The organism is Cutibacterium sp., assembly GCF_030525615.1.
Lineage (GTDB): Bacteria > Actinomycetota > Actinomycetes > Propionibacteriales > Propionibacteriaceae > Cutibacterium.
In genome coordinates this window covers 22,237-43,789 of the sequence record NZ_JAUNEJ010000004.1, presented here as the reverse complement: position 1 = coordinate 43,789, position 21,553 = coordinate 22,237, and the positions used below count along the sequence as shown (strand labels likewise).

General features: G+C 62.1%; 21 protein-coding genes. 10 read left to right on the top strand and 11 right to left on the bottom strand.

Going from position 1 to position 21,553, the window contains the following annotated elements:
- Window positions 1–49: 49 nt before the first annotated feature.
- The 7 genes from Q4B98_RS07140 to Q4B98_RS07110 all read right to left on the bottom strand — a co-directional run bounded on the left by Q4B98_RS07140 (window position 50) and on the right by Q4B98_RS07110 (window position 5,206).
- Window positions 50–394 carry a glutaredoxin family protein gene (locus Q4B98_RS07140; RefSeq protein WP_303196438.1) on the bottom strand — a complete coding sequence of 115 codons (345 nt, stop codon included), beginning with the start codon at window positions 392–394 and terminating at the stop codon, window positions 50–52.
- Window positions 395–412: 18 nt separating this feature from the next.
- A complete protein-coding gene (locus Q4B98_RS07135; protein WP_002550589.1) occupies window positions 413–514 on the bottom strand; it encodes an AURKAIP1/COX24 domain-containing protein in 102 nt (33 codons plus the stop codon).
- Window positions 515–741: 227 nt separating this feature from the next.
- The gene (gene proC, locus Q4B98_RS07130; RefSeq protein ID WP_303196437.1) at window positions 742–1,533 is read right to left on the bottom strand and encodes a pyrroline-5-carboxylate reductase; all 792 of its coding nucleotides are present in this window, start codon (window positions 1,531–1,533) and stop codon (window positions 742–744) included.
- Window positions 1,530–2,561, bottom strand: a complete 1,032-nt coding sequence (locus Q4B98_RS07125; protein ID WP_303196436.1) for an aspartate-semialdehyde dehydrogenase — start codon at window positions 2,559–2,561, stop codon at window positions 1,530–1,532. Before Q4B98_RS07125 ends, proC begins: the two co-directional genes overlap by 4 nt.
- 43 nt (window positions 2,562–2,604) lie before the next feature.
- Window positions 2,605–3,423 carry a CPBP family intramembrane glutamic endopeptidase gene (locus Q4B98_RS07120; RefSeq protein WP_303196577.1) on the bottom strand — a complete coding sequence of 273 codons (819 nt, stop codon included), beginning with the start codon at window positions 3,421–3,423 and terminating at the stop codon, window positions 2,605–2,607.
- Window positions 3,424–3,425: 2 nt separating this feature from the next.
- Entirely contained in the window at window positions 3,426–4,322 is an 897-nt protein-coding gene (locus Q4B98_RS07115) for a proline dehydrogenase family protein (RefSeq protein WP_303196576.1), read from the bottom strand.
- Between the two features lie 59 nt (window positions 4,323–4,381).
- Window positions 4,382–5,206 (bottom strand): sugar phosphate isomerase/epimerase, encoded by an 825-nt coding sequence (locus Q4B98_RS07110; protein WP_303196575.1) that lies wholly within the window; start codon window positions 5,204–5,206, stop codon window positions 4,382–4,384.
- Between the two features lie 350 nt (window positions 5,207–5,556).
- On the opposite strand from Q4B98_RS07110, the gene Q4B98_RS07105 reads away from it, so the two are divergent.
- From Q4B98_RS07105 to disA, 3 genes are all read left to right on the top strand, one after another.
- Window positions 5,557–6,195, top strand: a complete 639-nt coding sequence (locus Q4B98_RS07105; protein ID WP_303196435.1) for a VOC family protein — start codon at window positions 5,557–5,559, stop codon at window positions 6,193–6,195.
- 153 nt (window positions 6,196–6,348) lie between these two features.
- Window positions 6,349–7,749 carry a DNA repair protein RadA gene (gene radA, locus Q4B98_RS07100; RefSeq protein ID WP_303196434.1) on the top strand — a complete coding sequence of 467 codons (1,401 nt, stop codon included), beginning with the start codon at window positions 6,349–6,351 and terminating at the stop codon, window positions 7,747–7,749.
- Between the two features lie 49 nt (window positions 7,750–7,798).
- Window positions 7,799–8,896, top strand: a complete 1,098-nt coding sequence (gene disA / locus Q4B98_RS07095; protein WP_303196433.1) for a DNA integrity scanning diadenylate cyclase DisA — start codon at window positions 7,799–7,801, stop codon at window positions 8,894–8,896.
- A 70-nt stretch (window positions 8,897–8,966) separates the two neighbouring features.
- On the opposite strand, the gene Q4B98_RS07090 is transcribed toward disA, so the two are convergent.
- The 3 genes from Q4B98_RS07090 to Q4B98_RS07080 form a co-directional block, all read right to left on the bottom strand.
- Window positions 8,967–9,356, bottom strand: coding sequence for a hypothetical protein (locus Q4B98_RS07090; RefSeq protein WP_303196574.1), 390 nt, complete (start codon window positions 9,354–9,356; stop codon window positions 8,967–8,969).
- Between the two features lie 317 nt (window positions 9,357–9,673).
- Complete coding sequence (hemQ, locus tag Q4B98_RS07085; RefSeq protein WP_303196573.1) at window positions 9,674–11,632, bottom strand: hydrogen peroxide-dependent heme synthase; 1,959 nt, start codon at window positions 11,630–11,632, stop codon at window positions 9,674–9,676.
- A 50-nt stretch (window positions 11,633–11,682) separates the two neighbouring features.
- Window positions 11,683–13,017, bottom strand: coding sequence for a glutamyl-tRNA reductase (locus Q4B98_RS07080; RefSeq protein ID WP_303196432.1), 1,335 nt, complete (start codon window positions 13,015–13,017; stop codon window positions 11,683–11,685).
- 129 nt (window positions 13,018–13,146) lie between these two features.
- Here Q4B98_RS07080 and hemE point away from each other — a divergent pair, with 129 nt between their 5' ends.
- Genes hemE through Q4B98_RS07045 form a run of 7 tightly spaced genes read left to right on the top strand, consistent with a single transcriptional unit; the run spans window position 13,147 to window position 20,739 of the window.
- Window positions 13,147–14,208: a uroporphyrinogen decarboxylase gene (gene hemE, locus Q4B98_RS07075; protein WP_303196431.1), complete on the top strand. Its 1,062-nt coding sequence runs from the start codon at window positions 13,147–13,149 to the stop codon at window positions 14,206–14,208.
- 23 nt (window positions 14,209–14,231) lie between these two features.
- Window positions 14,232–15,665: an NAD(P)/FAD-dependent oxidoreductase gene (locus tag Q4B98_RS07070; RefSeq protein ID WP_303196572.1), complete on the top strand. Its 1,434-nt coding sequence runs from the start codon at window positions 14,232–14,234 to the stop codon at window positions 15,663–15,665.
- Window positions 15,666–15,704: 39 nt separating this feature from the next.
- Window positions 15,705–16,709 carry a hydroxymethylbilane synthase gene (hemC, locus tag Q4B98_RS07065; protein WP_303196430.1) on the top strand — a complete coding sequence of 335 codons (1,005 nt, stop codon included), beginning with the start codon at window positions 15,705–15,707 and terminating at the stop codon, window positions 16,707–16,709.
- The gene (locus tag Q4B98_RS07060; protein ID WP_303196429.1) at window positions 16,706–17,425 is read left to right on the top strand and encodes a uroporphyrinogen-III synthase; all 720 of its coding nucleotides are present in this window, start codon (window positions 16,706–16,708) and stop codon (window positions 17,423–17,425) included. Before hemC ends, Q4B98_RS07060 begins: the two co-directional genes overlap by 4 nt.
- A 30-nt stretch (window positions 17,426–17,455) precedes the next feature.
- Complete coding sequence (hemB, locus tag Q4B98_RS07055) at window positions 17,456–18,502, top strand: porphobilinogen synthase (RefSeq protein WP_303196428.1); 1,047 nt, start codon at window positions 17,456–17,458, stop codon at window positions 18,500–18,502.
- Between the two features lie 40 nt (window positions 18,503–18,542).
- On the top strand, window positions 18,543–19,850 hold the full coding sequence (gene hemL, locus Q4B98_RS07050) for a glutamate-1-semialdehyde 2,1-aminomutase (protein WP_303196427.1): 1,308 nt from the start codon (window positions 18,543–18,545) through the stop codon (window positions 19,848–19,850).
- A gap of 13 nt (window positions 19,851–19,863) precedes the next feature.
- Entirely contained in the window at window positions 19,864–20,739 is an 876-nt protein-coding gene (locus tag Q4B98_RS07045; RefSeq protein ID WP_303196426.1) for an A/G-specific adenine glycosylase, read from the top strand.
- Between the two features lie 161 nt (window positions 20,740–20,900).
- Here Q4B98_RS07045 and Q4B98_RS07040 read toward each other — a convergent pair whose 3' ends face one another.
- Complete coding sequence (locus Q4B98_RS07040; protein WP_303196425.1) at window positions 20,901–21,506, bottom strand: FxLYD domain-containing protein; 606 nt, start codon at window positions 21,504–21,506, stop codon at window positions 20,901–20,903.
- Between the last annotated feature and the right edge of the window lie 47 nt (window positions 21,507–21,553).

Genomic DNA, 21,553 nt, shown 5'->3' with positions numbered 1-21,553 from the left:
GGTTTGTGAGGAACGACACAACTATCCCGCCTGTTGAACATTTCAGCTGTCACGGCAGCACCGCAGGACGAGTCGGCCCATCACGCAAGGCCGACATCAGGGTCTCAGCGTCAAGAGTCCAGTAGGCAATAAGGGTGCCGTCGACGAACGTCACCGGAACATGGTCACCCCAGCGGGAGCGAAGGCCCTCATCAGTGTCGACATCAATAACCTTCGGTTCCGGCACGAGATCGCGGTCATTCTGTCTCAGCTGTGCAACGAGCTCGATGACCTCATGACACAGATGACAGCCCCGGCGGGTGACAACGACGAGACGCCCCTCGACCAGCGGGTCGAGGGGCTGTGGTTCACCACTACAAGGGGCAGCCGTGTCATGTCGATGTCGTCGCCACATCCACAACCGCCCAGAACGTCACTTGCCGGCGCGACGACGCTGAATACGTGTCTTCTTGAGCAGCTTGCGGTGCTTCTTCTTCGCCATGCGCTTGCGACGCTTCTTGATAACGGATCCCACGGTCAACCTCTTTCGTTGGGACTGGAAGTTTGGTGCACCCAGTCGGGTACGAAGCTCTTCATCCACCGACAAAGCGGACAGCGGGTTACTTTACGCTGTGATCTGCAATCGAGCCAAAACGACGTAGCCGACGTCAATTCCGCAGATTCTCCCAACGACCGGCTCACCGGAAGTCCCTGTTGTCATCTGCCACATCTGTGATGTGACGCTCGACCCAGCTGCTCGTCCTAGTTCAGCGTGCTGGCACGGTCTCGACACGCTGTCATCGCATGAGCGAAGGCTGTGCGCACTCCCCCGGCTTCCAGCTCGGCCAGCGCGGCCGCAGTCGTCCCCCCTGGACTAGTCACCTTGGAACGCAACACCGCCGGGTGCTCACCTGCAGCCAAGAGTTCCGCCGAACCTGCCAAGGTGGCGACGGTCAGCTGGCTCGCCTGATCGCGCGGCAACCCCATCGCGACGGCGGCGTCAATCATCGCCTCGGCCATCAAGAAGACGTAGGCCGGACCGGAACCCGACACAGCCGTGGCGGCGTCATGGAGCTTCTCCGGCACCTCGACGACCGTGCCAACCGTCCTCAACAGCTCGACCACCTTCTCACCAGCTTCCTGGGCACCTGGCGCAGGGCTGACGATGAACGCGCCTTTACCCACTTGAGCGGGGGTGTTGGGCATGACGCGGACAACCGCACCGCGCCAGGCGGCGAGCAATGTCTCGGTGGTCACTCCAGCAGCGATAGAGACGACGATCGCGTCGTCGGAGAGAGAATCCGACACGTCCTCAAGCACCTCAACGACCGCATAGGGCTTGACGCCGAGGATGACCAGCTCAGCGCCCCGAACAGCCTCAGCGTTGTCAGGCGTGGTCTTGACGCCCAGAGTCGTGGCGATCTCGTCACGATGAGACTCTGAGCGCGCCGTCGCCACAACGTCGTCTGCCTTGAGCGTGCCGGCGTCGATGAGCCCTCCAATGAGGGCTCCAGCCATCGTCCCGCAGCCCAGGACTGCTACCTTCCCGCTCATTCGGCAGCTACCAACTCGGCCAGTTGCACGGCGTTGAGGGCAGCACCCTTGCGCAAATTATCAGCGGTGCAGAACAACACCAGACCCTTGCCGGCTGGAGCAGACTGATCGGCGCGGATACGCCCAACCAGGGAGGGGTCAGTTCCGGCAGCTGAGCGGGGGTCCGGAACGTCAACGACCTTCACCCCAGGGGCCTTCTGCAACAACTCGGTGGCCTTCTCGGGGGTCAGGTCGTCACGGAACTCCGCGTGTACCACCAGCCCGTGTCCGCTGTATACCGGCACTCGCACGCAAGTGCCCGCGACCAGCAAATCCGGGATGTGAAGGATCTTGCGGGACTCGTTACGCAGCTTCTGCTCCTCGTCGGTCTCCCCGGTGCCGTCATCAACGAAGTTGCCAGCGACCGGGACCGCGTTGAAGGCGATCGGGGCGACGTAGGGTCCCAGATCATCGACCGGTACTCCACTGCCGTCCAAGGCCAGCGCGGAGGGGTCGTCGATAGCTGCGGTCTGTTCGGTGAGGGCGCGCACCCCGGCGATACCCGACCCGGAGACAGCCTGATAGGTGGCGACCACAAGACGGGTTAGGCCAGCAGCGTCGTGCAGGGGTTTGAGCACCGGCATGGCAGCCATCGTCGTACAGTTCGGGTTGGCGATAATCCCCTTGGGACGGTTGGCGATGTCCTCAGGGTTAACCTCGCTGACGACCAGCGGTACGTTGGGGTCGCGTCGCCACGCTGAAGAGTTGTCAATGACAACAGCCCCGGCAGCAGCCACCTTGGGAGCGAACTCGCGAGAGGTGCCACCACCTGCGGAAAAGACGGCAATGTCAAGGCCGGAAAAATCAGCCGTCGCGGTGTCCTCGACGACGACCTCGCCGTTTCCCCACGGTAACTTCTGACCAGCTGAACGGGCAGAGGCAAAGAACCTCACCTCGTCAGCGGGGAAACGGCGCTCTGCCAGCAAGGTGCGCATAACCCGGCCGACCTGTCCAGTGGCTCCGAAGACTCCAAGCTTCATGCCACCCATGGTAGGGGGCATATCACGACACGTCCGCCGGTGTCCGAATGGCTTACAGCCAGCTGACGCGACCAGCCAGATAAGCGTAACCGACAAAGGAGACGATATCGAGGAAGGAGTGGGCGACGATGAGGGGCAGGAGCCGACGACTCCTTGAGAACACCCATCCTAGGAATAGGCCCATGACGATATTGCCGAGAAAACCACCCCAGCCTTGATACAGATGGTAGGTACCCCGGATGACGGCCGAGGCGACGATAACCACCGTTGTTGACCACCCAATTTGACGCCACCGTGTGAAGAGGTAGCCAACCATGACGGTCTCTTCCAGAACCGCATTCATGATGGCCAGCCCGATAAGCACCGGAACCGTCCACCAGGTGTGCTGGAGCTGGGAAGCCTGAACTGTGGTGTTGATACCCAGAGCACGAGCGGCGAGATAGAAGCCGAGGCCGGGGATACCGATGATGAGGGCCAGGATGGCACCAGCGCCGACGTCGTGCCCCCATGACCTTCGCAACCCGAGGGCGCGGCGAACGCCCGTGCGAGGCGGCTTGACTTGGGCGAGCAAAAGCAGCGCCAACAGGGCTGGTGCAACGCCAAAGATGATGTCAGACACCTGGTAGAGCAGATCGAGCCACGGTCGCTCGGGGGTCACCGAAGAATTCAGCGTCGATGTCTGCTGGTGTATCGGAATCCCGCGGGTGAGCCTCTCAATCATTTGCAGAATCGAGTACCACGCGGACTGTCCCAGGCTGATGGCCAGGACGAAGATCGTCTCCCACAACAGCCGCCGGTTCACGCGGCGATTCCTTGCCCGCCTCGGGGTCTCCTCACAGTCGGTAGGGACGACACCCGTGCCATTCCACATCGTCACCGCCTCTCCACCAGGGACCTGCCAAACAGCCAGATATTCCCCGGCCTCTCAACAATCCGGCGAGTGCAGTATCGGTACCAATCATGGCCATAGGGCAGATAAACCCTCATCTGGTGGCCAACATCGACCAGCCTGCGCTGTTCCAGGGGCCGAATCCCTTGCAACATTTGGAATTCCAGCGGACGATTCAGGCTGGCCATGAGCTGTTCGCCAAGAGCGACGAAGACGGGATCGTGACTGGCCAGCATGACCGTCGAGGGACCGACCATGAGGGCACGCAGGCACGCCGCCATCCTCAGATCGACGTCATGAGGACGAATCAGGGTGACTGATCGAGGGCCGGTATAGGAGCCCTTGCACAGCCTGATACGCCGCCCAGGGGCCGCCAGTTCTCTCACCTGGGTGAGGGAGTCGTGCCGAGCTGCCTGGATGACAATGCCGGTGCTGTCGTAATCGTCAAGCAACTCCATGACGATACGGTGAGACTGGTCGTGGATGTCGGGTCCCTCGTCGTCCACTGTCACGGCGACATGGTTGTCGCGGGCGATATGGCAGATCTGGCGGGCGTTGTCCCGGGCCAGACCGTCGTCAACTCGCAGCCCCAGAGCCGCGAGACTGATCGAGACCTCACTATGGCCGTTGAATGCCGGGTTGGAACCGAGTTTCTCAATCACTGTGCACAGCCCTGCCGTCACTCGTCGAGCTTGGGCCACGTCTACGGCGTCGGGGTCAAGGGGGTGCAGGCTGACTTCCAGACCCTTGAGCACCTGATCGGCGGCCTTGCCAATGGCTGTTTCGACGTCCTCTCCTGCGACGTAGGTGGTAGCAATCTCGCGAGCTAGCCGCGACCGGGAAACCTGCTGTGCGATGGTCGGGTCCATCGCCAGGCGCATGGCGAGTCGCCGACCTGATGTCAACAGAGCGCCACCTCGGAAATCGTGTCGATTCTCGGTCACTGACGGCTCTCCTGACCCACCTGAGAGTCATGACGCGCGAAGATGCCACGATCAACGGCCATCCGGGTCTGTATCAAGACCTCGGACAATGCCTCGAAACGGGAACCTTGCCCAGCCCCCTCGAGCTTGCGGGTATTGACTTCCAAGACGATGTCCCCGTTGAACCCGCCGGCTACCGCTTGCTCAACGACCTGCCAGGCGTGCTGATTGCCCTGGCCAGGCAAAAGGTGCTCGTCTTTGAAAGTGCCGGAACCGTCAGTCAGGTGGATGTGACGCAACCTCGGCCCCCACAAGTCAACGAACTTCCGGGAATCCATCTGTGCAGTGGCAGCGTGGGAAAGATCCAGAACAAGGTGGTCGTAACTGAGCTTCGTAGGGTCGAAATCAGGTAGGTAAGCGGCGAAACGTCCAGCCGGGGTACGCCAGGGATACATATTCTCTACCGCGAAAACCAGCGGGGCGTACTTCTCATTGAGCTCGGCGATACCCTCCTCGAACCGGCTCGCGTAATCTCGCTGCCAACGGAAAGGGGGATGGACGACGACGAGTTGGGAGCCGAGTCGTCCGGCGGCTTCGGCAGCCTTATCCAGCTTGCCCCAAGGGTCGATACCCCACACGTTCGGAGTGACGAGCAGGCATGGGGCGTGAATCGACCACACTTTGACGTCATGCTCAGCTGACAACTCGGCAATCCGGTCGACATCGGCGGCAACCGGGTCAATGCCAACCATGAGCTCCACCCCGTCATAACCGATGGCTTTAGCTCGAGCGAAGGCGTCGGCGGTCGACTCGGGATAAACCGAGGTCGTTGATAACGTCACGCGAGGAGCACTGGAACCAGCCGTGGTCGAGGGATTGTCAGATCCGCTGTCAGGCACGTACTCAACTTACCTTGTCGAGGTCGGCACTGTGTCTCGTATCAACACTGCGCCTGATATCAGCGTTGCGTGCCGTATTAGCAGTGTGCCACGTACCAAAGAATCCGGCTCTTCGCCCGTGAGGGGGTAGCTGGTGACCGCGTGGTGATTGCGATTAGGCCTCCCGTGGTGCAGCTGAGGTGCGAAGACCCAAGGATTCCGCAACGTGTCCACATTCCCTCCGGCAGCCGCTTCTTTGCAACGATCTGGGGGGCGGATTTCATCATAGGAAGGACAAAGAGGACAATACTGCCATGCACGTCGACCATCTCATGTTCGCCGCTAGCCCCGCAGGACTCGATGAGGACGCCGCTCGCCTTGGCGAGATCCTAGGGACCTCATTCCTCAACGGCGGAGTCCATCCGAGCTTTGGCACCCGTAACCGCATTTTACCGCTGGCTGGGCCGCGTTATATCGAGGTTGTGGAGGTACTCGATCACCCCGCAGCCGAGAAGGCGGTATTCGGGCAAGCCGTGCGGGCACGCCAGGAACAAGGCGGAGGATGGATGGGGTGGGCCGTCTCCGTCGACGATCTCGCCCCTTACGAAAAGCGTCTCAACCGCCAAGCGGTACCCGGACAGCGCACCTTCCCCGATGGCCGTCATCTTGAGTGGCGCCAGCTTGGAATCAAGGGCCTGATGGCTGACCCACAGCTGCCTTTCTTCATCAAGTGGACCTCCCCGACCGAGTTGCTGCCCTCTTCCTTGACCGGCAACATCACGCTGACCTCGGTCGAAGTGTCCGGGTCGCGGCAGCGCGTTGAGGACTGGCTCGGAGAGACGATCCCCGACGAGGTAGAGGGCATTACCTTCAACTTCACCAGCCCGAACGGCCACCCTGGCATTGACGCTGTAACCTTCGACACCCCGTCTCACGGGAGAGTCCGTATCTGATCGGTGGTGCCAAGAATCGGATGACCAAACCCACTTGGGGAGAATCACCTCGGGCGTCCCGACAACCGTAGGTCGCTGTGTGGTGGCGGCGTCACCTGCCGAAGAACACCGCCATCGTCGAACCTGTCGCCTCCTGCTGGCAGGGTATGAGCCATGGCGAAGAAGACGCAGGCTCAGACATGGGTGTGCACCGAATGCGGCTGGACGACATCGAAGTGGGTCGGTCGGTGTGGCGAATGTCAGACCTGGGGTTCGGTGGTCGAGAAGGGGGCACCAAAACTCACTGAAGTGGCCGCGTCAACGCCCATGTCCAGGGCCGTGCCCATCGGCGAAGTAAGCGAGCAAGCAGCCAACCGTCATCTCACCGGAATCAGCGAGTTGGACCGGGTGCTCGGTGGCGGCCTGGTGCCTGGAGCTGTCGTCCTGCTCGCCGGAGAACCTGGAGTCGGAAAGTCGACATTACTGCTGGACGTCGCCGCGAAATGGGCCAAGGCAGGGCGACGCACCCTCTACGTCACGGGAGAGGAGTCAGCGGCCCAGGTGAGGCTACGCGCTGGCCGTACCCATTCCCTTGCTGACGAGCTGTACCTTGCCTCTGAGACTGATCTGGGGACGGTGCTTGGGCACATCGAACAAACCGAGCCCTCTCTCATGGTGTTGGACTCGGTTCAAACAGTGGGGACGAGCCAAGCTGACGGCTCTCCTGGCGGGGTTTCCCAGGTTAGAGAAGTCACCGGGGCGCTGGTACGGGTGGCCAAACGGCGTGGCATGGCCGTCATTATCGTCGGCCACGTCACCAAAGAGGGGTCCATTGCCGGGCCGCGCACCATGGAGCACCTGGTCGACGTCGTCCTCAACTTTGAAGGAGACCGTCACTCCGGATTCCGCATGGTTCGCGCCACGAAAAACAGGTATGGCCCTGCCGACGAGGTGGGCTGCTTCGAGATGACCGACAGCGGAATCATGGAGGTGCCCGACCCATCGGGACTATTCACCTCCGACAATGCCGACCCTCAGCCGGGCACCTGCGTCACGGTGACGATGGAGGGTCGTCGTCCCTTGCTGTCAGAAGTGCAGGCGCTGGTGGCCCCATCGGCGTCCGAAAAGTATCCGCGTCGAACCACCCACGGCGTCGACAGCGGCAGAGTAGCCATGATTCTGGCTGTCTTGGAACGCAAGGCAGGCCTGCCACTGAGTAATCGAGACGTCTACGTTTCGACGGTCGGCGGGGCGAGGGTATCTGACCCGTCGGCAGATCTGGCGATCGCGGTGGCGGTTGCCTCGGCCGTTCTCGACACTAACTTCCCCACGCGAGTGGTAGCGCTGGGAGAGGTCGGACTCGCTGGCGACCTGCGACGAGTCCCTGGTTTGGAGAAACGAGTGGGAGAGGCGGCACGCCTGGGCTTCGACCTCGCCGTGGTGCCGCGTAATTCCCGGCAGGCGCACACCAAAATCCCGACCATGCACGGCCTCCATGTCGTCGAGGTCGGCAGCGTGGCTGAGGCTCTGTCGGTGCTTAACCTGCGTCGGCAGCACAGAGCGGGCCAGTCATGACGACCGTATTCGAGGTGAGAACTTCAGTGGCTAGAACTAGAGTCGTCTCATGACCGACGCCCAGCCGACCCCCGACCGGGAGGTGGCAGCCGAGCAGGTTCGTCACCTGATGGCCCTACTCGCTCCTGGCACGCCTATTCGCGAGGGCCTCAACCGAATCATCAATGGACGTACCGGCAGCCTTATTGTGCTCGGTAACGGCCCCCGCATTGATGACATTTGTTCCGGCGGTTTTCCCCTCGACGTGCGTCTGACACCTCAGGCTCTTCGTGAGCTGTCGAAGATGGATGGCGGGCTGGTCGTTTCGAGTGACCACGAGCGAATCACGGCAGCGGCAGTCCATTTCGTCCCGGACGGCAGCTTGCCGACGATGGAGACCGGTACTCGTCACCGTACCGCTGACCGCCTGTCCCAACAGACCGGCGCTCCGGTGGTCGTCGTTTCGGCGTCGATGTCGGTGATGTCCCTGTTCCTCCATGGCCGTCGCTACCCGATCGAGAGACCGGAGCAACTGTTGGCCCGGGCTAACCAGGCGCTGGCGACCTTGTCAAGCTACCGCGCTCGATTGCTTGAAGAGGCCGAAAACCTCACCATGCTTGAGGTCCGCGACCAAGTTCAGGTCTGTGATGTCGCTGCGGTGGCCCAGCGAGTCGAGATGTGGCGTCGAATCGACGCTGAGGTCCGCAGCTATGTTTCCGCACTGGGTGTCGAAGGTCGCCTCGTCCAGCTGCAGCGCAACGAGCTGGCCCGAGGGGTCGAAGACCTGGGCCGCCTGCTGACTGAGGATTATCGACCCGATGGTGTCGCCCCAGGAGGGTTTTCGCTGTCCGGTTTGCAGAAGCTGTCCTGGGAGGACCTTCTCGACATCGCCAAGGTTGCGCAAGCCATCACCCTTGATCCGACTGAACATCCTCTCCACTCCCCCATGCAGGCACGGGGGCACCGCCAACTGGCGTCGATCACCGATCTGTCGTCCCGAACGATTCAAGGAATCATCGATCACTTCTCAAACCTGCAAACCCTCGTGTCAGCCTCCACATCAGAACTTGGCAACGTCAAGGGAGTGGGGCTGAAGAGGGCACGCGAAATCCGGCAGGCTCTGGAGTCGATCTTCGAGAACGACAAGCGCACCCACCACTTCCACTGACACAAGCTCGCCTCAGCCCCACAACTGGGACCCGGATCAAAGCTGGGACCCGAATGTCGGGATGAGAAGCTCACTCGCTCAGCTGCATAACGAATCGGCCAGTTGAGCCACCATCGATACCGACAGTGGCGATGTAGTAGCCGCTGCCCAGGGTTTCCTTCGACAGCTTGCACTTGCCGGTGGACCGCTTGGTCGGCCATGAGACCTTGTAGGTCCAAGGAGTCTTGGCCTTGATCTCATGGACCCCCTTGGGACCCCAGGAGCTGCAGTCCTCAGTTGACCAGATGCGGTCGGATCCAGAAGTCACGGTGAGGGTCTGCTTGACCTTCTGGGTGTCCCAACGGCAGTCAGACGAACTCTCCACCTTCACGGTGAAGGTCTCGGTACTACCGACCTTGGGCTTCTTGGTGTTTCCCGTGATCGTCACCGTCAACTGGGACCCTTCACAAAGGCGGCTCACCGGCGACGCAGAGGGGGATGAGGAGCGGGACGCAGACGGCGAACGAGACGCAGACGTGGACGTGCTGCGGCTGGCGGACTCCGAAGCGGTAGGAGTCTCTGGCCCCCAGACGGTGTCCGTCCATGATGGGTTGGGGGTGTAGGACGACGGCACAGCCGGTGCTGCTGACTTCTTCGGACCGCCCGTAAGCTTCGAAATACCCAGAATTACCAGGGCGATGACAACGACCAGCACGATGAGCAGGCCAAGACGCCGCAACCAGTACGTCTGCGGCGATTCCGGTCCTACTGGGTTAATCAGGCCCCGTACCGGTGACATCAGGATCTCATCTGACGGTCAGCCCAATCCATCGGGGAGACCCGCTCACCGGTGAAGAAGGGAGTGTCGAGATCAACGTAGCGGCGCGCCTCAACGTAGCGCAGGTCCTTCATAACGTCGACCACGCGAACGAGATCGTCACCTTCCAAGGCGAGAATCCACTCGTAGTCACCCAAGGCGAAAGCGGCCAGGGTGGACGCCTTGACGTCAGGGCTGGCGGCACCGACCATGCCGTGCTCGCGCAACATACGAGACCGATCAGCCGCCGGCAGCAGGTACCACTCCTTAGAACGGATGAACGGGTAAAAGGCCGCCCAGCGCCGTGGTGCAACTCCGGCGAAGCACGAGGGGAGGTGCGATTTGTTGAACTCTGCGGCACGATGAACACCCACATTCGACCAGACCGGGGCGAGATGGCGTCCCAAACCGGACCCACGGAAGCGGTGGTAGGCGTCCTGGAGAGTCGACGGATCGTCGCTCAGCCACCACACCAGCAGGTCGGCGTCAGCGCGCATACCCGACAAGTCGTACCAGCCACGGGTTTCGACTCCGGACTGTTCAACCCAACCGTCGGACCCTTCGATGAGCTGACGGCGCTCAGCGTCGTCAGCCGGGAGCGGGGCGGAAACGCGGAAAACCGAATACATCGCCCATTTACTGGAGGCATTGACCTCTTCCGGGACGACGGCGTGGTCGCGTGGATCGGTCGGCGCGGTGTAGGAACCAGCGGGAGCCTCGTCATCGCGAGGCCCCTCAGCCACCGAGTCGGTGCTCACGTGATCGGTCATGGGGATCTCCTTAGCCAGCAGATCGTACGGGGAGGAAGCGTCTGACTCCGGTTCGACGCCCGCAGCAGCGGTGCCGAGTCCAGCGGCAGCAGGTTTGGGGTCAATCTCAGGCTTGTCGATGTCGTCGCTGCCTGAGACAGCTGGAATGTCCGTGGCACCGGGGCAACGTCGGCAGCACCCAGGAGCACACGGGGTCGGCCAGGATGTCAGGCTCCCGCCCTCCCCTCGAGCAGCCGCAGCTTGGGTCATAATCAACCCCGCAAGGTCAGTTATGAAGGCCGGATGAACTCCGGCGGTAGCGGCGCGGGCAAATGCCAAACCGACCTCGGCGGCAGTCTCAGCAGCCTCGTGGTCAAGGTCATTGGCGACCTCCATGTGATCGGCAACGAAACCGATCGGCGCAACCACGACGGAGGTCACTCCCTGTTCCGGAAGGGTTCGCAGGTGATCGTTGATGTCCGGCTCCAGCCAGGGGTCAGAGGGCCGTCCCGAGCGGGAGCAGTAGGCCAGATCCCATTGCGGCATATTGCCGAAGGCCTGACGCACGTAGTCAGCAATCTTTTCGCATACCGCCTTGTGCTGGGAAATGTAGTCAGTCCCCGGCTCTCCTGCCCCTGACGCCTCCTGCATGGGATCGGGGATCGAGTGGGTGACGAAGACGACTCGGGTAGCCTCAAGGGGAGTTGGCGGTATCCGCATGAACGACTGCATGAGAGCTTCTGCGTTAGCGCGAATGAAGCCGGGAGCCTCGTTGAAGGGAGGCACCTTATCGATGTGCATATCGGTAATGCCGACCTTGTCGAGGGCAGCAGCAATTTCCTCGCGGTATTGACGGCAACCGGAATAGCAGGCGTAGGCGGAGGTGACGACGGCAAGCACTCGTCGCACCCCGTGCTGGTGCATTTCCGGTAGAACGTCGTCGAGGAACGGGGAACCATTACGGTTTCCCAGCAAAATCGGGATTCGAACTCCATACTGGCGAAGCGCATTTGCCAAGGCCTTGACGAAGGCGTCAGTGGACGCGTTGATGGGACTCACCCCGCCGAACCGGTCGTAGTGGTGAGCGACCTCGCTCAATCGCTCCTCTGGAATCCGACCGTTGGACACCCTCTTCAAGAAGGGCACGACCTCCTGAGGGGAACGCGGCCCACCGAAAGACGTAACGAGCAGCGCGTCGTAGGGGGCCAGTGGGTCGCGGGGGGCTGTGTAAGGATTGGCGGTCACGAATTCTTCTCCTCACCTCGGGTCGCCGCGTCCGCGGCAAGATCTTTCACCCGCAGACCAGTGACTGGGCACGCCATGCAGTCAGCATTAGTGAAAGATGACATATCGATGACGGGTGCAGCGATCTCGACGTCAATACCCAACACATCCGACAGAGAGTTGAGCCAGCGATCCCCCAGGCCCTTTTCAGAGGCCATCCTGGCCCGGGCTGACGGAATATGGGCCATGGACGCCGCGAGTCGCCGCAACGACGCCGCCACCTCGTCGACTGGCACCGACCCCTCCTTGGGCAGGCGCTCTAGTTCGGCGGTAACGAGATCTGAAATGACGTCGCGCAAGGCGACAACTGCCGGGGCCATTCGGCGACGCTCAAGGTCGATGGCGAGATGCCGGACCCCAGTGGCGACGATGTGCTCAGCAGCGGCACGCTCAGCCTCGGCTGAGGCGGGAACAGCATGACGAATGGTCTCCAGGTCGATCACATCGACCCCTGCCGGCACGGGTTCCTCCACGTCACCGCTGACGGCTAGGTCAAGAACCAGCAGATCGCGTCCCGCTCGGGCGTCTACTGCGCGTCGGGCAGCCTGTGCGGACAACGCGGGCACACCCGAACCACGACAGGTGACGACAAGATCAGCCTGAGCCAGTGCGGCGTCCAGGTCGACGGCCTCGCTGACTCGGTGACGGCGAGCGAAACCATTGGCACGTCCGGAAGCCGAATGCACCTGGATATCAGTCACTCCACGCGAGCTGAGCTGAGCACACGACGCGCCAGCATAGGAACCGGTTCCCATCACGAGAACGCGGGCACCTTCAAGATCCATCTGTCGGGACACCAGGTCCAAGCCGACGGCCACCACGGTGCGGCCCTCGGCGGCCAGAGCGGTCTCGGTGGCGACGTGCCGAGAGGTCTTGAGAGCCTCCTCGATGACATGGCCGATGGTGTACGAGACAGTCTGTTCCTTGCGAGCCTCGGTCAGCGCACGCTTCATCTGCCCGGCGACCTCGCGTTCACCGACAACCATCGACTCCAAGCCAGAAGCTACCCGGAACACCCGCCACACGGCGTCGTTCTCGCAGAAGATATGGCCCGAGTCAGCCAACACCGTCGCCCCCTGGTCAGTGAGGCAAGCGCGCAAAGCGGCCTCGTCAAACCCCTGGGCGACAGCGTCAGGAGACGTCTCCACGATCAGGCACACCCGGTTGCACGTCGACAACACCAGCGCGCCTCGGATCTGGGGATGGTCCGTCAATGCCAAGCCGAGCCCATCGACCTGCGCGGCTGCCTCGGAAACGACACCGAGTCCTTGCTCGGCATGATCCACGGTCAAGACACACAATCCCACAAAGCGTTATTCAACCATGCAGGTGCGACGAACCCCAGAGGTTGCGAAACTCTCACCACCCCTTACAGCTGCTCCATGAATCTCTTTTCGGCAAAGTGGGGCACAATCGTGATGATGACTGAAACCAGCACCTCCACAGCCGATTCACCGCTTTTGCAAGCCATGACCGGACACCGTCCGGCTGTCACCCCAGTGTGGTTCATGCGCCAGGCAGGCCGTTCGCTCCCGGAGTATCGAAAGGCCCGCGAGGGCACGACGATGCTCGACTCCTGTCTCAACCCCCAGTTGGCGGCCGAGATCACCTGCCAACCAGTACGCCGTCACCATGTTGACGGCGCGGTTCTCTACTCCGACATCATGGTGCCGCTGGCCCTGGCCGAAGTTGGGGTGCGCATTGAACCTGGGGTTGGACCGGTTCTCGACGAGCCTGTCCGCACCAGAGCAGACGTTGATCGAATCACCCAGCGTCAGCCCGGCGATACCTCAGCCATCGAGGAGGCTGCCCGACTGGTGGTGGCCGAGTTGGGTGCGGACACTCCGCTGATTGGTTTCGCCGGTGCCCCGTTCACGATCGCTGCCTACCTGGTGGAGGGCGGACCGTCGCGTGACCACCTGGCTGCCCGCGCCATGATGCATTCGGACCCGCCAGCCTGGGCCACGCTGATGGAGTGGGTCGCCGACCTGGACGCCGCTTTCTTGGCCGCCCAGCTTCGTGGCGGAGCACGAGCCGTCCAGCTCTTCGACTCCTGGGCCGGATCGCTGAGCGCCGTCGACTATCGCACCAGCGTCGGCCCCTTTTCACAGCGTGCTCTCGCCGACCTCGATCCCAATACCCCGGTGGTGCATTTCGGCGTGAATGCCAGCCACCTGCTTTCCGAACTGGCACAGGTGGCCGCAGCTGCTTCCCGCTACCCGGTTCTCGGCGTTGACCACCGAATCAGCCTCGACGAGGCCTGCGCGACTCTCATGGTCTCCGGGATGGAAATGCCGGTACAAGGCAACATCGATCCGGCCTTGCTTTTCGCCGGTTGGGAGCCACTGGAGGCCGCTGCCCGCGACGTTGTCGCAGCTGGACGTCAGGCCCCTGGCCACGTCGTCAATCTGGGCCATGGCGTGCCCGCCAAAACCGACCCCGACGTTCTGACGCGACTAGTGGAGCTGGTGCACTCACTGTGAACCACGATTCCGAGGAAGTGACGATGTATACCTCTGATCCGCACACCGTTGACGCCGTTATTATCGGCGGTGGTATGGCTGGACTCATCGCAGCCTGGCAGTTCACCCAGGAAGGGCTGCACCCAGTGTTGGTGGAGTCACGCGGATATACCGGCGGCCTGGTAGCCGGGTCGAAGTTGGCAGGAATCAGCTACGACATCGGTGCCGAGGGGTGGGCCATTCGCCTTCCTGACACTGCTGAGCTGGCCGAAGAACTAGGTATGACCGTGGAGAAACCGCGAACTGCTGCGTCCTGGGTGTATTTCGACGACGCCTGCTTCGCAATGCCCGGAAATGCCATCTTGGGCATTCCCGCTGACCTGTCGGACCCTGCGGTCGTCATCGCGCTGGGAGCCGACGAGGCCGCCCGTGCCGCTGAACTCGACCGAGCCGAGATACCCGACGAACTCCCCGGAGACCTGGGAACCCTGGTGGAGTCGCGGATGGGCCCAGAGGTGCTGAAGCGTCTCGTCACCCCTATTGCCGGTGGTATTCACGCCGCCGACCCACACCTGCTGTCAGCCGACGTCGTCTCCCCTGGTCTGCGGGCTGCCACCCAGGCCACCGGGTCTTTGGCAGCCGGGGTAGCACTGTGCCGTTCTCGAATGCCAAGCGGCCCGGTCGTCGCCTCAGTAGCTGGAGGTATGTTCACCATGCCAGCTGAGCTGCGGCGGCAAGCCGAGGAGGCGGGGGCGACGGTCCTCACTCGGGTGGGCGCTCGGAAACTGACCCGCCATGGCGCTCAATGGCTCGTCGAAACCGCCGACACCTCACGCAATCCGAACCCGTCTTTGCCTCCCGTCCCAGATGGCCAGCTGCATACCTTCCTGACCCCCCGCGTCGTGGTGGCCTGTTCGGCTGGCCCTGCTATCCAACTGTTGAGCAGTGTCATCGACGTTTCTGGTCCCGAGATGATCCCCGGAGCCCCTATTGGGCACGTCAACTTGGCTTTGCAGGCTCCTGAGCTGGACAGCAGCCCGCGTGGAAACGGAATGCTCGTCGCTCCCGGAACAACAAGTGTCAAGGCCAAGGCTTTGACGCATATGTCTGCCAAGTGGCCGAGCCTGGGACAGTCCTGCCCCGATGGCCTGCACCTACTACGGGTCTCCTATGGACGCTCCGGGGAAAAGAACGTCGAGTTCAGCGTCGAGCGAGCGCTACAGGACGCTTCCGTCTTGCTCGGTGTGGAATTGTCGCCGGATCAGGTCGTCGACTCCCAGATCATCCATTGGACGGGAGCGCTGGCCCCGACGACCCCCGAGACCAGGGCCTGGCGTGACGGTCTACACCGTAAGCTCGCAGAGATCAACGAGTCCGGTCGAGGCCGTATCGGTCTGGTCGGGGCGTGGGCGTCAGGTTCGGGTATCGCCGCTCTCGTGCCGCAGGCTCGCCGCACCGCTCGTCAGCTAAGCGTCTGACCCGAGTGCTGCACTACCGGAAGTGCCACAATGAGGGATATGTCTTCGATTCGTCTGGGAACCCGTGCAAGCGCCCTGGCAACCATTCAATCCGAGATGGTTGCAAAACTGCTGAGATCGCAGGGCCTCGACGTCGATCTGGAGACGATCACGACTCACGGTGACACCTCGACAGCCTCGCTGGCGTCGATGGGGGGCGTCGGAGTGTTCGCCTCGGCAATCCGTGCTGCCTTGCTAGAAGGCTCTGCTGACATCGCCGTCCACTCCTTCAAGGATCTGCCGACCGGCAGACCACTCGGGCTGGCGATTGGCGCTGTCCCCGCCCGCGAGGACCCGCGCGACGCCTTGGTGGCCCGTGACGGTTTTACCCTTGACGCCTTGCCGCACGGGGCAAGCGTCGGAACTGGCTCTCCACGGCGTGTGGCGCAGCTGTTGGCGAAGCGACCAGACCTGACGATCGTCGACATCCGTGGCAACGTCGACACCCGACTTGGCCGGGTCAAGGGTTTGGGCCATTTCGCCAAGGGAGGCGGCAAGGAAGACCTCGACGCGGTGGTACTTGCTGCGTCCGGGCTGGCACGTCTGGGACACAGCGACGTCATCACCGAGCTTCTCGACCCGTCGGTGCTGCTGCCAGCCCCAGCTCAGGGAGCCTTGGCCGTTGAGTGCCGGACTGCTGATGTGCGTCACGGCAGGCTCGCCAAGGCCCTGGCCAGAATCGACGACTTCGCCACCCGATTGTCAGCCACCGCTGAACGGGCAGTGCTGTCCCACCTGGAGGCCGGGTGCGCCGCCCCGATCGGCGCGTTGGCCCGTCTCACGCCAGCCTCCGGGAAGTCTCCCGACGTGTTGACCTTGGACGTCGTGGTAGCTGCCGTCAATGGCTCGCGAACCATTCGAGAACAGGTCAGTGTCGAGTTGCCTGAGGAAGTCGAGCCGGCACTGGCCGCAGCGCATACCCTGGGTGTGAAAGCAGCCGAGGAGCTGCTGGATGACGGCGCAGCCGATGTCGCAGACCTCAAGGCCTCAGGAAGCACTCGATGACCACAAACCCTGCCGATCAACCACCAGTGGTCGTCCCCCGCGACGACCCGCACGACAAGTTCGTGACGACATTAAAGCAGGCAGGTTATGGGGTCATCCACAAGGCACTGACGAGAACCGTCACGCTGCCGGACGCCGATAAGCTCTCCGATCCCAACCTCTGGCAGGCCGATTGGTTGGTCATCACCTCAAAGACCACCGTTGGACTGCTGCCTGTTCCGTTGCCGAACCCAAGTATTAGGGTGGCGGCCGTCGGTTCGGCCACTGCGAGGGCTTTGACGAAACGCGGAATTGCTGTCGACTTCGTGCCGCAGGACCACAGCGGCGCTGGCCTGGTACGTCAATGGCCTGGCGGGGCTGCGAGGGTCCTGCTGCCGGTTTCTCAGCTAGCCGCTGCCACCGTCCCCGAGGGACTTACGAAGGCTGGCTGCACGGTCAACCGGCTCGAGGTCTACACCACCAACGCTGTCGCGGAACTACCTGAGGTGATTGCCCAGTCATGGCCGTCGGTCGGAGTTGTTATCGTCACAGCGTCCTCGGTGGGACGTGCCCTGATCGATCTCGTCGAGCCATATGGATGGCGTCGACAAAAGCTCGTCGCCCTCGGCAAGCCCACGGCGAAGACACTTGAGGAACTCGGCCACCCGGCAGACGCGGTGGCTTCTTCCCCCACCCCTGAGTCCGTCCTCGAGGCGGTTGAGTCCCTAGTCGCCTGATCGACGACCCGTTCGAGAAGGAAGATCATCATGAACCTGTACCTGCCTGATTCCAGCGATCCTCGTATGGCCGGCGTCAAGCCACTGCCTGAAGCGCTACGTCCGGTTTCTCGTCCGCGTCGCCTGCGGACCACCCCCGCAATGCGTCGAATGGTCGCTGAGACCCGGGTCGCCCCGGCTCAGCTGATGTTGCCGGTCTTCGTCAAGGAGGACATCACCTCCCCCGTAGAGATCGCTAGCCTGCCGGGGCAATATCAGCACTCGACCGAATCCATCAAGGAACTCGCCACCCAGGCCGCTGAGGCCGGTATCGGTGGCATTGACCTGTTTGGGATCCCTGAGCACAAGGACGAGATCGGTTCGCAGGCGTGGGACCCCAACGGGATTCTCAATGCCGGTATTTCTGCAGTACGCGAGGCCGTCGGTAATGACTTGGTCGTTTGCGCTGACACTTGCCTGGACGAGTTCACCGATCATGGCCATTGTGGAGCGCTGACCCCTGATGGCCGGGTCGACAACGACTCCACCCTTCCGCTATATGCCGCGATGGCTGTCTCCCAGGCCCGGGCGGGAGCCCACATGGTGTCTCCGTCGGGAATGATGGACGGCCAGATCGCGGTCATTCGTGACGCGCTGGACCGCGAGGGATTCACCGACGTGTCAATCATGGCTTACTCCGCCAAATACGCCTCAGCCTTCTTCGGACCCTTCCGCGACGCTGTTGATTGTTCCCTCAAGGGTGATCGCAAGGCTTACCAGCAAGACCCGTCGAACCGTCGTGAGGGTATGCGCGAGACCCTGCTCGATCTGGCCGAGGGAGCCGACATCGTCATGGTCAAGCCTGCCTCCCATTACCTCGATGTGCTGGCTGACGTTGCTGAGGTTTCCCAAGTGCCGGTGGCCGCCTACCAGGTTTCCGGGGAGTACGCCATGCTCGAAGCCGCTGCCGCCAACGGATGGATCGACCGTCGTCGCTGCATTAACGAGTCTCTGACCTCGATCGTGCGCGCGGGTGCTGATCTCGTTTTGACCTATTGGGCCATCGAGGCTGCCCAGATGTTCCGGGCAGACTACTGACAACCATACTCACCTCACGCCGACACACCGGAAGGAAGAAATGACCTCTAACGCCGAACTGTTCTCCGCCGCCCAGGCTGTTATTCCCGGCGGGGTGGATTCCCCGGTTCGGGCCTACGGGTCGGTGGGCGGGGTTCCCCGCTTCATCGAGAAGGCCCAGGGTCCGTGGATTTGGGACGCCGAAGGCACCCGATATGTCGACCTGGTGTGTACCTGGGGTCCGGCCCTGCTGGGGCACGCTCATCCCGAGGTCGTCTCCGCCGTCCAGGAGGCTGCGTCGAAGGGATTGTCCTTTGGCGCTCCGACCCGAACCGAGACCGAGCTGGCTGACGCGATCATCGAGCGAATGGACCCGGTGGAGAAAGTGCGCTTCGTCTCGACCGGTACTGAGGCGACGATGACGGCAGTTCGACTAGCCCGAGGGGCTACCGGGCGTGACGTCATCATCAAGTTTGCCGGCAATTACCACGGTCATTCTGACGCCCTGCTCGCCGCTGCTGGTTCGGGGGTAGCTACGGCTGGTCTGCCCGGTTCCGCTGGTGTTCCAGCAGCCTCGACCGCTGACACCATCGTGGTGGACTACAACGACGTAGCAGCCCTTGAGACGGTGTTCTCAGAACGTGGCGACCAGATCGCCGCCGTGATCGTTGAATCCTGCCCTGCCAACATGGGCGTGGTTCCGCCAGACCGTGGATTCAATGCCACGATACGTCGGCTCACCAAGGACCACGGGGCCCTCATGATTACGGACGAGGTGCTCACCGGATTCCGGTGCAGCGCGTCGGGGTTCTGGGGTCTCCAGCAGAAATCCGGCGAGGATTTTGCGCCTGACATCTTCACTTTCGGCAAGGTTGTCGGTGGCGGAATGCCGCTGGCCGCCCTGGGCGGACGCGCCGAGGTCATGGACCTGTTGGCCCCGACCGGCCCCGTCTACCAGGCCGGGACGCTATCGGGCAACCCGCTGGCTACCGTCGCCGGGGTCAAAACCCTAGAGCTGGCTGATACTGGGGTGTACCAGCGTCTCGACGCACGCTCCGTGCAGTGGCGCGGCGAGCTGGCCTCGGCGCTGGACGCGGCGGGGGTCCCGTACAGCCTGCAGAACGCCGGGAACCTGTTCAGCGTTTTCCTCGGAGTCGAAGGGCCGGTGCGCAATTACGACGACGCTAAGGCCCAGAACGCTGACGCCTACACTGCCTTCTTCCACGCCATGCTGGAGGCTGGGGTCAACCTGCCGCCGTCGTGTTTCGAGGCTTGGTTCCTTTCCGACGCTCACAATGACGAGGCCTTCGAAATCTTCCGCAAGGCCTTGCCGAAGGCAGCCGAAGCAGCGGCCAAGGTCATCGACTGACATCGGATGACTCGTGCCTGATACCGGGCTGACTCCTCAGGCCGTCCAGACGGTCTGTGACTGGTTCGACGCCAACGGACGCGATCTGCCGTGGCGTCGACCAGGGACATCTGCGTGGGGAGTACTCGTCAGCGAGGTGATGAGCCAGCAGACGCCGATGTCGCGGGTTATTGGTCCGTGGCATGAGTGGATGACCCGCTGGCCGACGCCAGATGACCTGGCTGAGGAGGAGTCCGGCGTCGCCGTCGCCGCGTGGGGACGATTGGGATACCCCCGTCGTGCCCTGCGTCTGCACGCCTGCGCGGTTGCCATCGCCACCGAACATGACGGGACCGTACCCAGCACCTACGAAGAACTCATCACCCTACCGGGGATCGGCGATTACACCGCCGCCGCGATAGTGTCATTCGCTTTCGGAAAGCGGGCAACCGTGCTGGACACCAATGTGCGTCGGGTCCTCGCGAGAGCGCAGTCCGGAATCGCGAACTGCCCGACGTCGGTGACGAAGGCTGAACGACTGGTCGCCGAGGCATTAGTTCCCGACGACGACACCCGAGCCGCAAAGTGGGCGGTGTCCTCCATGGAGCTGGGAGCGCTGGTGTGTACGGCTCGTTCGCCACGGTGCGAGGTCTGCCCAATCCATGACGTCTGCCGATGGGTCGCTGATGGGAAGCCTGAGAATGCCCCGGTCCGCCGGGGACAGCCGTGGAAGGGCACCGATCGTCAGTGCCGAGGGGTGATTATGGACCTCGTCCGCAATAGCCCACACGGCGTGCGGGTTGAGGTGGCCCTGTCGGCATGGCCCGAATCTGAGCAGGCGTCGCGCTGCCTGGAATCCTTAATTTATGACGGTTTGGTGCATAGGTGCGGGGAGCTTGTGACATTGTAACCACGGTCACCACCACCTTTGACGACGTCAGCGCCATCCACACGCAGAACCCGCAGCCCCTATCGGATAACTGATATACCCTCCATTGCGAAGAGTCGCAGAAGCCCAGCCAATCTGACCATAAACACTCGATCAGATTGACTGGACTTCACACATGATCCTCAGAATCCAGTGAGGTCCTTAAACTTCACAGTTTTGATTTCGCTCGCGTCACCATCAAGGCAAATCGCATCAACCTTCCATTTTCCATGGGCATCAATAGAGTTAGAATTGTCCACACAAGTCCCTAAATTATTACCAGAAGCATCATAGGCATTGAACTCAATCTGAACGTAGTTATTGATGGGCTCATCGGAGTTGTTGCGCACGTATCCTGTTACTTTCGCAGAGAACTCGTCCTTGCTCAACTTCCAGCCCTTAAGCAGGGCAAGGTCGCCCTTCACTTGGTCCTCGTCAGTCTTTTTTGCGTCAGCGGCCTTCTTCGCGTCGGGCTTACCCGCAGTCTTGTCTGCCTGTTTTGACGCGTTCGTAGCTGGAGCTGACGCTGCTGTTTCGCTTCCCGAGTTCTGTCCTTCGTTACCCTTAGATCCTCCTGTCGCAATGGAGATCGCGACAACGACAATCACAATGACAATCCAGAACCACACTCGTTTGTAGATTGGCTTTTTTGGTTTTGTAGGGGGCTTTCCGACCGAGTTCTGAGCGTACTGGGGGTTGAACTGGCCTTCCGACTGTGGGTAACGCGGCGGCTGCTGGTCATTGGACATTGGTGTCTCCTTTCGGTTCTGCACCAGTTCATCGAAGACCCCGTGTC

What these genes read in the sequence shown, in the direction of transcription:
- Q4B98_RS07140 (WP_303196438.1), bottom strand. Translation starts at nt 394, where the DNA reads ATGTGGCGACGACATCGACATGACACGGCTGCCCCTTGTAGTGGTGAA.
- proC (WP_303196437.1), bottom strand. Translation starts at nt 1,533, where the DNA reads ATGAGCGGGAAGGTAGCAGTCCTGGGCTGCGGGACGATGGCTGGAGCC.
- Q4B98_RS07125 (WP_303196436.1), bottom strand. Translation starts at nt 2,561, where the DNA reads ATGGGTGGCATGAAGCTTGGAGTCTTCGGAGCCACTGGACAGGTCGGC.
- Q4B98_RS07120 (WP_303196577.1), bottom strand. Translation starts at nt 3,423, where the DNA reads ATGTGGAATGGCACGGGTGTCGTCCCTACCGACTGTGAGGAGACCCCG.
- Q4B98_RS07115 (WP_303196576.1), bottom strand. Translation starts at nt 4,322, where the DNA reads ATGCGCCTGGCGATGGACCCGACCATCGCACAGCAGGTTTCCCGGTCG.
- Q4B98_RS07105 (WP_303196435.1), top strand. Translation starts at nt 5,557, where the DNA reads ATGCACGTCGACCATCTCATGTTCGCCGCTAGCCCCGCAGGACTCGAT.
- radA (WP_303196434.1), top strand. Translation starts at nt 6,349, where the DNA reads ATGGCGAAGAAGACGCAGGCTCAGACATGGGTGTGCACCGAATGCGGC.
- disA (WP_303196433.1), top strand. Translation starts at nt 7,799, where the DNA reads ATGACCGACGCCCAGCCGACCCCCGACCGGGAGGTGGCAGCCGAGCAG.
- hemE (WP_303196431.1), top strand. Translation starts at nt 13,147, where the DNA reads ATGACTGAAACCAGCACCTCCACAGCCGATTCACCGCTTTTGCAAGCC.
- Q4B98_RS07070 (WP_303196572.1), top strand. Translation starts at nt 14,232, where the DNA reads ATGTATACCTCTGATCCGCACACCGTTGACGCCGTTATTATCGGCGGT.
- hemC (WP_303196430.1), top strand. Translation starts at nt 15,705, where the DNA reads ATGTCTTCGATTCGTCTGGGAACCCGTGCAAGCGCCCTGGCAACCATT.
- Q4B98_RS07060 (WP_303196429.1), top strand. Translation starts at nt 16,706, where the DNA reads ATGACCACAAACCCTGCCGATCAACCACCAGTGGTCGTCCCCCGCGAC.
- hemB (WP_303196428.1), top strand. Translation starts at nt 17,456, where the DNA reads ATGAACCTGTACCTGCCTGATTCCAGCGATCCTCGTATGGCCGGCGTC.
- hemL (WP_303196427.1), top strand. Translation starts at nt 18,543, where the DNA reads ATGACCTCTAACGCCGAACTGTTCTCCGCCGCCCAGGCTGTTATTCCC.
- Q4B98_RS07040 (WP_303196425.1), bottom strand. Translation starts at nt 21,506, where the DNA reads ATGTCCAATGACCAGCAGCCGCCGCGTTACCCACAGTCGGAAGGCCAG.